Source organism: Mesorhizobium sp. CCNWLY176, assembly GCF_037153935.1.
Taxonomy (GTDB): Bacteria; Pseudomonadota; Alphaproteobacteria; order Rhizobiales; family Rhizobiaceae; genus Mesorhizobium_M; species Mesorhizobium_M zhangyense.
Genome location: NZ_JBBBDZ010000002.1, coordinates 476607 through 487895, shown reverse-complemented (window position 1 = coordinate 487895; position 11289 = coordinate 476607). Strand labels below are relative to the sequence as shown.

10 protein-coding genes are annotated in these 11289 nt (G+C 62.0%); 3 read left to right on the top strand and 7 right to left on the bottom strand.

What is annotated here, in order from left to right; genetic code table 11:
* Positions 1 to 56: 56 nt before the first annotated feature.
* Together WBQ96_RS05210 and WBQ96_RS05205 are read right to left on the bottom strand one after the other, a co-directional pair.
* Entirely contained in the window at positions 57 to 542 is a 486-nt protein-coding gene (locus tag WBQ96_RS05210) for a peroxiredoxin (RefSeq protein ID WP_336547999.1), read from the bottom strand.
* A gap of 99 nt (positions 543 to 641) precedes the next feature.
* Positions 642 to 1448, bottom strand: coding sequence for a protein-disulfide reductase DsbD domain-containing protein (locus WBQ96_RS05205; RefSeq protein ID WP_336547997.1), 807 nt, complete (start codon positions 1446 to 1448; stop codon positions 642 to 644).
* A 147-nt stretch (positions 1449 to 1595) separates the two neighbouring features.
* On the opposite strand from WBQ96_RS05205, the gene WBQ96_RS05200 reads away from it, so the two are divergent.
* Positions 1596 to 2204 (top strand): YqgE/AlgH family protein, encoded by a 609-nt coding sequence (locus tag WBQ96_RS05200; RefSeq protein WP_165115682.1) that lies wholly within the window; start codon positions 1596 to 1598, stop codon positions 2202 to 2204.
* Here the strand turns inward: WBQ96_RS05200 and WBQ96_RS05195 are convergent.
* From WBQ96_RS05195 to thrC, 4 genes are read right to left on the bottom strand one after another with little or no spacing between them, the layout of a single operon-like run.
* Positions 2195 to 5083 (bottom strand): EAL domain-containing protein, encoded by a 2889-nt coding sequence (locus WBQ96_RS05195; RefSeq protein ID WP_165115163.1) that lies wholly within the window; start codon positions 5081 to 5083, stop codon positions 2195 to 2197. The two genes, WBQ96_RS05200 and WBQ96_RS05195, sit on opposite strands and share 10 nt — an antisense overlap.
* A 3-nt stretch (positions 5084 to 5086) precedes the next feature.
* On the bottom strand, positions 5087 to 5683 hold the full coding sequence (locus WBQ96_RS05190; RefSeq protein ID WP_336547995.1) for a GNAT family N-acetyltransferase: 597 nt from the start codon (positions 5681 to 5683) through the stop codon (positions 5087 to 5089).
* A 15-nt stretch (positions 5684 to 5698) separates the two neighbouring features.
* Complete coding sequence (locus WBQ96_RS05185; RefSeq protein ID WP_336547993.1) at positions 5699 to 6991, bottom strand: M16 family metallopeptidase; 1293 nt, start codon at positions 6989 to 6991, stop codon at positions 5699 to 5701.
* Positions 6992 to 7005: 14 nt separating this feature from the next.
* Positions 7006 to 8400, bottom strand: a complete 1395-nt coding sequence (thrC, locus tag WBQ96_RS05180) for a threonine synthase (RefSeq protein WP_336547990.1) — start codon at positions 8398 to 8400, stop codon at positions 7006 to 7008.
* 147 nt (positions 8401 to 8547) lie between these two features.
* On the opposite strand from thrC, the gene WBQ96_RS05175 reads away from it, so the two are divergent.
* Positions 8548 to 9135: a hypothetical protein gene (locus tag WBQ96_RS05175; protein ID WP_165115171.1), complete on the top strand. Its 588-nt coding sequence runs from the start codon at positions 8548 to 8550 to the stop codon at positions 9133 to 9135.
* 83 nt (positions 9136 to 9218) lie between these two features.
* On the opposite strand, the gene WBQ96_RS05170 is transcribed toward WBQ96_RS05175, so the two are convergent.
* Positions 9219 to 9908, bottom strand: a complete 690-nt coding sequence (locus WBQ96_RS05170; protein WP_336547985.1) for an HAD family hydrolase — start codon at positions 9906 to 9908, stop codon at positions 9219 to 9221.
* A 184-nt stretch (positions 9909 to 10092) separates the two neighbouring features.
* Between WBQ96_RS05170 and WBQ96_RS05165 the strand changes: the two genes are divergently transcribed.
* Positions 10093 to 11226 carry a site-specific DNA-methyltransferase gene (locus WBQ96_RS05165; RefSeq protein ID WP_336547982.1) on the top strand — a complete coding sequence of 378 codons (1134 nt, stop codon included), beginning with the start codon at positions 10093 to 10095 and terminating at the stop codon, positions 11224 to 11226.
* Positions 11227 to 11289 lie beyond the last annotated feature (63 nt).

Genomic DNA, 11289 nt, shown 5'->3' with positions numbered 1-11289 from the left:
TAACAACAGAAAATTGACCGGATGCGCGGTGTTACCGCGCATCCGGCCGGTTCTGATCAGAGCTGTTCGAGAAGCTTGGCAGCACCGGATTCGACGGCCTGGCCGGGCGAGTCTTCGATGTTGAGCGCCGTTACCTTGCCGTTATCGACGATCATCGAAAAACGCTTCGAGCGAATGCCGAGCCCGCCAGCGCTGAGGTCGGCTTCGAGGCCGGCCGCGCGGACGAAGTCGCCATTGCCGTCAGCCAGATAAAGAATCTTGCCTTCGCCGCCGGTGAAATTTGCCCATGCGCCCATGACGAAATGATCGTTGACCGCAACGACGGCGATGGTGTCGACGCCGCGCGAGATGATCGCGTCGTGGTTTTCCAGATAGCCCGGCAGATGGTTGTTGGAGCAGGTGGGGGTGAAGGCACCCGGCACGCCGAACAGAACGACCTTCTTGCCGGCAAAAATCTCGGCGGTGGTCAGGGCCTTGGCGCCGTCGGAGGTCATCGTCTTGAAGGTCGCTTCGGGCAGTTTGTCGCCAACGGAAATCGTCATGAAGTCTTCTCGCTTTGTCCGGTTAAGGTTCGGGAGATTGGGTATCGACTTATCGTCTCTGAGGCAATCGCCGGGAGGCGATTTCGAAGTCCTCAGAGGTTACATATAGGGCAGGATGCCGCTGACGGAACCGGCGTCAGAAACCAGCGTATAGTGTAATCCGCCCTCGGCCGGTACCTGTGCGGGGCGATTCAATATCTCGACTGAAAACAGCGTCTTGCCGTCCTTTTCCACGCGCTTGGGCGCAGCGAAGGAATAGCCATTCTCACCCGCGATGAAGAAATCGGCTGACGTCGGATTGCCGGGAAAGCTCGCTTCCACGAGCAGGCTCTTTTCGTCCTTGCTAACGATCTTCACGTTGAAACCGGGCTGCTCGGCGGCGGGCAATGCCTCCTGTGCGGCCGATACGAGGGCGGCATCGTCGGCATTGTCGGGATCATTGGTAGGGTCCAGCACCAGCTTCGTGCTGACCGGTATGCAGATCGTTTCGCATATGCCGAGGAAAACGTGAGCGTCGATCATCGCCGGCTCACCTGCCGCCTTGAGATGAAAGGTGATCGGCAGCGCGACCGACTGGTCATATCCGGCCCATTTCGAATAGCCGTCATCGTGGTGCTGCGGGACGGGGAAGTCGAATTCCGCGCTCGAAATGTTGGTGCTGGCACTGATATCGAGCTGCGGCGGCACGCCTGCGTCGCCGGGGTCGCGCCAGTAGGTCTTCCAGCCCGGATCGAGATCGATGTCGAGGATGCCGTGAAGCTGGCCGTTTGCGTCCGGCTTGCCGGAGGTGACGAGCCGCACCCTGCCGCCCTGAGTTTCGAACCAGTCGGTGGAGGATGCCAGCGCAGGCGCCGAGCCGAGTGCGATGGCAAGCAGGCCGATTGCTGCGACTTTCGTGCTTTTCATGTCTGCGATTTGACCTTGCGGATGGCGTTACGCAACCGGCTCATCCTTTCGCCACCATCATTTTTGCGTGAGGCCACGCCCTGCATCTTTCAACATTGGCCTAAGGCGTATCTTTCAAGCGTGTCGAAAACGCGTTACTTTTCTCGCATGGACCTGTTGCGACAAAAAAAAGGTGCAGAGAAACGTGGATTTCTCGATGACCAGTTCCTCATCGCCATGCCGGGGATGAAGGATGAAAGGTTCGCGCGCACCGTGATTTATGTCTGCGCCCACAGCGACGAGGGCGCGATGGGCCTCATCATAAACCAGTCGCAGCAATTGCTGTTCCCCGACCTTCTGGTGCAACTCGGCATTCTCGACCAGCAGGAGGCGATACGCCTGCCTCCGTCGGCGCGCGATTTCGTCGTGCGCAATGGCGGCCCGGTCGACCGCAGCCGCGGCTTCGTGCTCCACACCGACGACTACAAGGTCGAATCCTCGCTGCCGGTGTCGGAGGATATTTGCCTCACGGCAACCGTCGATATCCTGCGCGCGATCTCGTCGGGCAGGGGGCCGCGCCATGCGCTGATGGTGCTAGGCTATGCCGGCTGGGGTGCCGGTCAGCTCGAAAGCGAGATCGCCCAGAACGGCTGGCTGACCTGCCCGGCCAAGCCGGAGTTCCTCTTCGACGGGGATATCGATCGCAAATATGATCGCGTGCTGGCCTCTATCGGCGTCGATCTGGCCCATCTCAGCCAGGACGCCGGTCACGCCTGAGCGACCGGGTACTGCTCTTTCAACAGCTTCAGGACGGAATCGCCGGGTATCGGCGCGCCGAACATATAGCTCTGGACATATTCGCAGCCCATCTGGCGCAGTTGCAGCGCGTCGTTCTCGTCGGCGATGCCTTCGGCGACCACCGACATGCCAAGCTCATGCGCCATGTTGACCATGGATTTCAGCAGCACCGAGCGCTTGGGCGAAGAATCGTCGAGGAAGCTCTTGTCGATCTTGATGGTGTCGAAGGGAAAGCGCGTGAGATAGGAGAGGGACGAATAACCGGTGCCGAAATCATCCAGCGACAGGCCGATGCCGAGTTGCTTCAGCTTGGCCAGCACATGGGCGCTCTGTTCGGGATTGTCCATCACCAGCGATTCGGTCAGTTCGAGACGGAAGCAGCGTGCCTTGAGGCCGGCGCGCGCAATAACCGAGCGCACGTCGCTGACGAGGTCGCGGCGAATGAGCTGGCGGCTGGAAAGGTTCACCGACACTGAAAGCGGCGCGTCGCCGATCTGCTTCTGCCAGCCGGCAAGGTCCTCCGCCGCGCGCTGCATGGCGAACAGGCCGAGCTGAACGATCAGGCCGCAGCTCTCGGCGACCGGGATGAAATCCGACGGCGGGATCTGTCCGCGACGGGGATGGTCCCAGCGCAGCAGCGCTTCGAAACCGGCGACGCTACGGTCTTCCAGGCGCACGATGGGCTGGTAGGCGAGCGTAAGCTCCTTGCGCTCGACGGCGCGGCGCAGGTCGGATTCGAGCTGCAGACGGTCCGTGCCGACCGAACGGAAAGCGGGCCGGAAGGGTTCGATGCGGTCGCCGCCGAAGCGCTTGGCCTGGTGCATGGCGAGTTCGGCGTCCTTGACCATGTCCTCGGCCGAAGCCTGGGCTTCCGTCCAGGTGATGAGGCCGACGGACGCCGTCAGCACGATCTCGCGCTTGGCGAAGGTGATCGGCGAGCGGATCGCCTGCTTGATCGCATCGGCGACCGCCGCGATGCGGGCCGGGTCCTGCTCGGAAAGCAGCATCAGGGCGAACTGGTCGCCGGCAAAGCGCGACAGCGAATCCTTTGGCTTGAGAATGCGGTGCAGGCGTCTTGCGATCGTCAGCAGGATCGTGTCGCCTGCCGAGATGCCGAGGCTGTCGTTGACATGCTTGAAGCGGTCGATGTCGATGACGAAGACGGTCGGGCGAACCTTCTCCTCGGTCTTGGCGATCGAGATGATCGCCTCCAGCCGGTTCATGAACAGCTCGCGGTTCGGCAGGCCGGTGAGGTTGTCATGCACGGCATCGTGCAGCAGCCGTTCCTCGGATTTCTTCTGCTCGGTCACGTCGATGAGCGTACCGACACAGCGGATCACTTCGCCGTCCGAGCCGATAACGGGGCGCGCGCGCAGCGAGAACCAGTGATAATGCCCATCGGCGCCGCGCAGGCGGAAATTCTGCGCCACACGTCCGCGCCGGTGTTCCAGCACGACGTCGAGCGTGGTGCGGAACGTGTCGCGGTCGTCGGCGTGCAGAACGGGCAGCCAGTTGCGGGCCGGGCCGCCAAGGCTGTTGGGCGCAAGGCCGAGCTGCAGGCTGACATCCGGGCGCGTCACCACGCGGTCGCGCAGCACGTCCCAGTCCCAGACGATATCGCCTGAACCGGCCACGGCCAGCGCCTGGCGTTCAAGATCGCTGAACAGCCCCTGATGCAGGGCGCCGCCGGCGAAAGCGTGTTGCATGACGGTGAAGCCGATCAACAGGATGATAAGGATCAGGCCGCCGCCGAGCGCCGGCTGGACGACGTCGTTGTCCAGTATGCCGGTGATCGCCATCCACGATCCGCATAGCCACAGGAGCACCATGACCCAGCTGGGGATCAGCATGATGGCGCGGTCGTAGCCGCGTATGCCGAGATAGACGATGAGGCCGACGCCAAGGAGTGCCGTTGCGCCGAAGGATAGCCGCGCGATGCCGGCGGCCACGGCCGGATCGATGACCGCCACGCCGGCAATCAGCACCAGTCCGAGTATCCAGGCGAAGACGCCGTAACTGAAATGGCCATGCCATCGGTTCAGGTTGAGGTAGGCGAAGAGGAACACCACGAAGGTCGCTGCCAGGCCGACCTCCGTGCCGGCTCGCCATATCTGCTCATTGCCGGGCGATATCTCGATGACCTTGTTGAGGAAACCGAAATCGACGCAGATATAGGCAAGAACCGCCCATGAAAGCGCTGCGGTCGCCGGGAACATCGAGGTTCCCTTGACGACGAAAAGAATGGTCAGGAACAGCGCCAGCAGGCCTGAAATGCCGATGACGATGCCGCGGTAGAGCGTATAGGAATTGACCGAATCCTTGTAGGGCTCGGGGTCCCAGAGATAGACCTGCGGCAGCTTCGGCGAGGCGAGCTCGGCGATGAAGGTAACGACCGTGCCGGGGTTGAGCGTCACCAGGAATACGTCGGCGTCAGGGCTCGCCTGCCGGTCGAGCGCGAAGCCCTCGCTCGGCGTGATCGCGGTGATGCGGCTGGAGCCGAGGTCGGGCCAGAACAGGCCGGAGTTCACCAGGCGGAAATGCGGTGCGACGATCAGGCGGTCGATCTGCTGCTCGGTCGTATTGGCGAGCGCGAAGACCGCCCAGTCGCCGCTGGAGCGCTTGTTGTTGGCCTCGACCTCGATTCGCCGAACGATGCCGTCGGGGCCGGGGGCGGTCGAGACCTGAAAGTTCTCACCCTGATTCCGGTAGATCTCGACCGCGCCCGAAAGATCGAGCGCGACATCGTCGCGGGCGATCTTGATGGGCTCGATGGCGAATGCCGACGAGATGGCGCACAGGCTTACGATTGCCGCTAGGACAAAAGCCGCAAGGCGCCGTATCCGCAGAGAATATGCCAAAAATCAGCCCTTCGTCCTGACGCCAAGCCGATCGTCCGCGATCAGGGCGTAGAGGTAGTGATCCTGCCAGTTACCATTGATCCTGAGATAGGATCGCAAAAGTCCTTCACGCTGAAATCCGGCTTTTTCAAGCACACGAACGGAGCGCGAATTTTCGGGAATACAGGCAGCCTCGATCCGGTGCAACCTCAGCGTATCGAAAGCGAAACGCACGAGCAGAAGAAGGGCGTCGACCATGTAGCCCTTTCCCGCGTATCGCTCGCCCACCCAGTAACCGATCTGCCCGCTCTGCGCGACGCCCTGGCGGATGTTGCCGATGGTGATTCCACCGATCAACCGCCCGGAAGCATTCTCGAATATGAAGAAGGCGACGGCGCTGCCATTGGTGAAATCCTCACGGTAGCGGCTGAGCCGTGCGCGCCAGGAGGTCCGCTCGAGCTCGTCGGAAGCCCAGCGCGGCTCCCATGGCTCGAGGAAGGCACGGCTCTCCGCGCGCAGGGCCGCCCACTCGCGGTAGTCGCCGGACTCAGGCACCCGCAGGTTGACGCGATCGCCTTTCAGCGCCGGAAAGTCTCGGCGGAAAAAAGGAAAGGCGATCATCGCTTTTGCGAGGGCTCAGACGGCCAGCTTGCGAAGACCGCTGTCGAGTCTTGGAAGCGCGTCGAGAATGCTTTCATAAGGCGGCAACGTGCCCACCGGTCCAACGGCGGTTACCGTCGGCTTGGTCGAGAACAGCCGTGACGACAAATCCGTGAGGCGATCGACGGTAAGCGCAGAAAGCCGCTCCATCAGCTCTTCCTTGGCGATGGGGCGTCCGAAAAGCAGCATCTGACGCGCGATCTGCGAAGCCCGGCTGGAGGCGCTTTCACCCGACATGATCAGGCCGGCGCGGTATTGCGCGCGGGCGCGGTCGAGTTCGTCCTGGCCGATGTGCTCGCCGGCCCTCTCCAGTTCCTTGATGATCACGGGAACGAGCTTGGCGATGTCGCCTTCGCCGGTCGCGGCATGAACGCCGAAGATGCCGGTGTCAGAAAATCCCCAGTGAAAGGCATAGACCGAGTAGCACAGGCCGCGCTTTTCACGCACTTCCTGGAACAGCCGCGAAGACATGCCGCCGCCCAGAATCATCGACAGGACCTGCGAGGCGTAGAAATCGCGGACGTGATAGGCGCGGCCTTCGAAGCCGAGCACGATCTGTGCATCCTGCAGGTCGCGGTGTTCGCGGTAGTCGCCGCCGACATAATGCGCATATTGCGGAACGACGCTGTCGGACTTGGCGCGGAAACCGCCCAGCCGTCGCTCGACGTCGCGGACGAAGACATCATGCTTCACGTCGCCGGCGGCCACGACCACCATCTGGTCCGCGCCATACTGGCGTTCCATGAAGGCGTGCAACTGGCCGGAGGTGAAGGATTTGACGGTCTCGGGCGTGCCGAGGATCGAGCGGCCTATCGTCTGGTGGCGGAAAGCCGTCTCGGTGAAGTGGTCGAACACGACGTCGTCCGGCGTGTCGTGTGCTGCGCCGATCTCCTGCAGGATCACGTGCTGCTCGCGCTCCAGTTCCTCCGGATCGAATTTCGATTCCGTCAGGATATCTGAGAGCAGGTCCATCGCCAGCGGCACGTCATCGGCGAGCACGCGGGCATAGAAGGAGGTTGTCTCGACGCTGGTAGCGGCGTTGATCTCGCCGCCGACATTCTCGATTTCGGAAGCGATCTGAAAGGCGCTTCGCCTCTTGGTCCCCTTGAACGCCATGTGTTCGAGGAGGTGGGCCATCCCATGCTCGTCGTCGCGTTCGTTGCGGGCCCCGGATTTGACCCAGACGCCCAATGCGACAGATTCGATACTTGGAAGGGTTTCGGTGGCGACTGTCAGGCCGTTCGACAGACGGCTTACCTCAACACCCATATAGATATTACTCCCTAACGCGCCGCCCGTGCGTGGCGGCTAATATGATCTTCCACCATTTTAAGCTCGGATGGAAGTACCGTGTATTTTTCCTCGCGTTCCATCAATCCCGCAAGCCACGCAGGCAGGGGCGGGACAACACCGCTCGCCGCTTCGACGGCGGCGGGGAACTTGGCGGGGTGAGCAGTGGCAAGTACGATCATCGGTGCGTCGCCCTTTTGGCTGTTCGCGACATGAACGGCAGTCGCCGTATGCGGGTCGAGCAGATAGCCGCTCGCCTTCAGCGTCTCGCGGATCGTTGCCGCGGTCTCGTCCACCGTCGCGCGTCCGGCGTCGAATTCGCCGCGGATCTTTGCAAGGGCAGCGGCGTCGATGGTGAATGCACCCGACTGCTTGAGGCCGGCCATATAGCGGCGGACAGTGCCTGCATCGCGGTCTGAGGTTTCGAAAAGCAGGCGCTCGAAGTTGGACGACACCTGGATGTCCATCGACGGCGAGGTCGTGGCGACGACGCCCGTGGTGCGGTATTCGCCGGTCGAAAGCGTGCGGGCGAGGATGTCGTTGTCGTTGGTGGCGATCACCAGACGCTCGATCGGCAGGCCCATGCGCTTGGCGGCGTAACCGGCGAAGATATCGCCGAAATTACCGGTCGGCACGGTGAAGGACACCGGGCGGTCCGGCGCGCCAAGCGAAATCGCCGACGAGAAATAATACACGATCTGGGCCATGATTCGCGCCCAGTTGATCGAGTTGACCGCCGACAGCGAAACGCTGTCGCGAAAACCAGGGTTGTTGAACATGTCTTTCAGAAGACCCTGGCAGTCGTCGAAATTTCCTTCGACGGCGAGCGCATGGACGTTCGAAGCGGTCGAGGTTGTCATCTGCCGCTGCTGGACTGGCGAGACGCGGCCATGCGGGAAAAGCACGAACATGTCGGTGCGGTCGCGCCCGGCGAAGGCGTCGATCGCAGCGCCACCGGTATCGCCCGAGGTTGCCGCCACGATCGTGGCGCGGTGGTTGAGCTCTATGAGCACGTGATCCATCAAGCGGGCCAGGAACTGCATCGCCACGTCCTTGAAGGCAAGCGTCGGGCCGTGGAACAGTTCCAGCACGAAAGTGTTCGCATTGGTCTGCACCAGCGGGCAAACCGCGTCGTGGCGGAAGGTGGCATAGGCTTCACGCACGATGCGCTCGAAGGCCGGAGCTGCGATCTCGCCGCCGAGGAATGGCGTCAGCAGCCGGATAGCGAGATCGGGATAGGCAAGGCCGCGCATGGCGCGGATTTCAGCCGCGCTGAATTGCGGCCACTCGCTGGGAATATAAAGCCCGCCATCGCGGGCAAGCCCGGTAAGAACCGTATCCGAGAAACCGAGTGCAGGGGCTTCCCCGCGTGTGCTGACGTATTTCATTGTCATCCGTTCGTCGTGGTGGCTTGCTGTCTACGCGACTGAAAACTCTGTGGAAAAGCAGATCGGTGAAAAACTGAATCCCGTCAGTCGCATTTTTGCCGCGGCGTTGATATACAGCGACAGCTTTGAGAGAGGGAAGTGCAGCATATGCAGTTTCGATTTATCGACAGTCGTTTTTTGGCCGGTCTTGCAGTTTCGAGCTTTATGATTGCCGCCGCTGGTTGCCAATCCAACGACGCGGCGAAAGGCTTTGACCAGGCAAGCAAGCCCGATCAGGCAGGCAGGATCCTGGAAAGCGACCTCCGGGCCTATTGCCCGAACATCACGCTCCGTGAAGGAACAGCCTTCTTCAGCAGCTACGCCAAGGGCGGTCAGGACGACCCGAACAAACTGGCCTACCAGGCTTCGATCGCCGACGTGACCCGCGCTTGCGTGACCCGTGACGGCACGTTGAGCATCGATGTCGCCGCTGCCGGCAAGATCGTGCCGGGTCCGGCCGGTGCGCCGGGAAGCGTGACCCTGCCGATCCGCGTCGTCGTGCTGCGCGGCGAGGAAGTGCTCTATTCCAAGCTTACCCAGTTTCCGGTCAGCTTGACCGATAAGACGGCTGCGACGCAGTTCGTCTTCAACGACAAGGGCGTTTCGGTTCCGGTTCCGGCCGAGCAGAACATCCGCATCTATGCCGGCTTCGACGAAGGCCCGGCGCCGAAGAAGAAGACCGCTGCAGCCGAGTGACAAGGCATGCCGCGCAAAAGTGCGCGGCGGTTTTGCGATAACGGCAGGCATCAAAACCAACAGCTTAAAGCGCGAGCCGCGCTTTAAGCGTCTTCCGACCATTCGAGAAGTGCGGCGACGACACCGGGAAAATCCGCCCAGCGGCGGATGACGGTTTCAGCACCCGCTTCGGTCAGCGCATCGGCGTGGCCGGGATAGCTGTGTGAAGCGCCGGTGAAACCGATGACGCGCAGGCCGGCAGCCTTTGCGCCGGAAATGCCGTGAACCGAATCCTCGACAACGAAGGTGCGCGCCGGATTGGCGCCAAGTGTGTTGACCGCATGAAGGAACACGTCCGGCGCCGGCTTCGGCTTTTTCGACGGCGTGTCGAACGAGGAGAAGATGCGGCCTGAAAAGAACGGCAGCAGCCGCGTCTTTTCCAGCATCATGTTGAGACGCTCGCCGCTCGAATTGGAGCAGATGCAGCGCGGGCCGGTTACCGAAGCCACCGCCTCATGCGCGCCTTCGATGGCGCGAACCTCGGCCTGCAGCCGGCGGTCGACGAGCGATTCCGCCTGAGTGATCAGCGATGCCTGGAACGGTATCTGCGACTGCTCCTCGATGCGCAGCATGATGTCCTTGAAGGTCAGGCCGGCATAGGTCTCGGCCAGTTCTTCGGGCTCGATTGGAAAGCCGGCGGCAGTCAGCAATTCAGCCTCGACGCGCGCGGCGATGATTTCTGAATCGACGAGCACGCCGTCGCAATCGAAAATGACGAGATCAGGCTGGGTCATGGAAATCCGCAATAGCTGGGAAGAAAGGCCGCATGGCGGCAAGCGATGTTTTCGCGGCGCGGCATACACCATGCGCTGCCCAACCGCAAATTCCACCACGATTGTCGTGGTGCTTCACCAAATGTTTACGCTGATCGGTAACCATAACGGGGTGTAAACAGTAACGCGTATTTCGGGTATCAGAATGTCAGCCGTGCGTGCTCTCGCCGACCTTTCCCCCCTGCCGCAGAAAGCCGAATGGCTGGATACGATCCTGAAGGGCGACTGTGTCGCCGCCCTCGACAAGCTGCCTGAAAAGTCGGTCGACGTGATTTTCGCCGACCCGCCCTACAATCTCCAGCTCAATGGCGACCTGCACCGCCCCGACCAGTCCAAGGTCGATGCGGTGGACAATGACTGGGACCAGTTCGACAGTTTTGCAGCCTACGACGCCTTCACCCGCGCCTGGCTGCTGGCCGCGCGCCGCGTGCTGAAGCCCAATGGCACGATCTGGGTGATCGGCTCCTACCACAACATTTTCCGCGTCGGGGCTTCGATGCAGGATCTCGGCTTCTGGATCCTGAACGACATCGTCTGGCGCAAGACCAACCCGATGCCGAACTTCCGCGGCCGCCGCTTCCAGAACGCTCATGAGACGATGATCTGGGCTTCCCGCGACCCGAATGCCAAGAGCTATACCTTCAACTACGATGCGCTGAAGGCTTCCAACGACGACATCCAGATGCGCTCGGACTGGCTGTTCCCGATCTGCACCGGGGCCGAGCGGCTGAAGAACGACAATGGCGACAAGCTGCACCCGACGCAGAAGCCGGAAGCATTGATTGCCCGCATCATGATGGCTTCGACCAAGCCGGGCGACGTCGTGCTCGACCCGTTCTTCGGTTCCGGCACGACCGGTGCGGTGGCCAAGCGTCTCGGCCGCCACTTCGTCGGCATCGAGCGCGAGCAGGACTATATCGATGCCGCCAATGAGCGCATTGCTGCGGTGAAGCCGCTGGAAGCGGCAGACCTGACGGTGCTGTCGGGCAAGCGCGCCGAACCGCGCGTCGCCTTCGTCAACCTGCTCGATTCTGGCATGCTCAAGCCGGGTGTGACGCTGTACGACGCCAAGAAACGCTGGGCTGCCAAGGTGCGCGCCGACGGGACGCTGGCGATCGGCGACAATGCCGGGTCGATCCACCGTGTCGGCGCTGTCCTGCAAGGGCTGGAGTCCTGTAACGGCTGGACCTTCTGGCACTATGAGCGCAATGGCGGCCTGACCCAGATCGACGAACTGCGCCGCATCGCGCGCCTCGGCATGGAGCGGGCAGGGGCCTGATTCCGGCAAGCTTTTTAAGAGACCACCGATGGGCCGGCTTCCAGTCACCGGCTGATCCCGAAC

Bases quoted from the DNA above. Each gene is read 5' to 3' on its own strand.
- WBQ96_RS05200 (WP_165115682.1), top strand. From the start codon at position 1,596: ATGGACCTGTTGCGACAAAAAAAAGGTGCAGAGAAACGTGGATTTCTC.
- WBQ96_RS05175 (WP_165115171.1), top strand. From the start codon at position 8,548: ATGCAGTTTCGATTTATCGACAGTCGTTTTTTGGCCGGTCTTGCAGTT.
- thrC (WP_336547990.1), bottom strand. From the start codon at position 8,400: ATGAAATACGTCAGCACACGCGGGGAAGCCCCTGCACTCGGTTTCTCG.
- WBQ96_RS05210 (WP_336547999.1), bottom strand. From the start codon at position 542: ATGACGATTTCCGTTGGCGACAAACTGCCCGAAGCGACCTTCAAGACG.
- WBQ96_RS05170 (WP_336547985.1), bottom strand. From the start codon at position 9,908: ATGACCCAGCCTGATCTCGTCATTTTCGATTGCGACGGCGTGCTCGTC.
- WBQ96_RS05165 (WP_336547982.1), top strand. From the start codon at position 10,093: ATGTCAGCCGTGCGTGCTCTCGCCGACCTTTCCCCCCTGCCGCAGAAA.
- WBQ96_RS05190 (WP_336547995.1), bottom strand. From the start codon at position 5,683: ATGATCGCCTTTCCTTTTTTCCGCCGAGACTTTCCGGCGCTGAAAGGC.
- WBQ96_RS05205 (WP_336547997.1), bottom strand. From the start codon at position 1,448: ATGAAAAGCACGAAAGTCGCAGCAATCGGCCTGCTTGCCATCGCACTC.
- WBQ96_RS05185 (WP_336547993.1), bottom strand. From the start codon at position 6,991: ATGGGTGTTGAGGTAAGCCGTCTGTCGAACGGCCTGACAGTCGCCACC.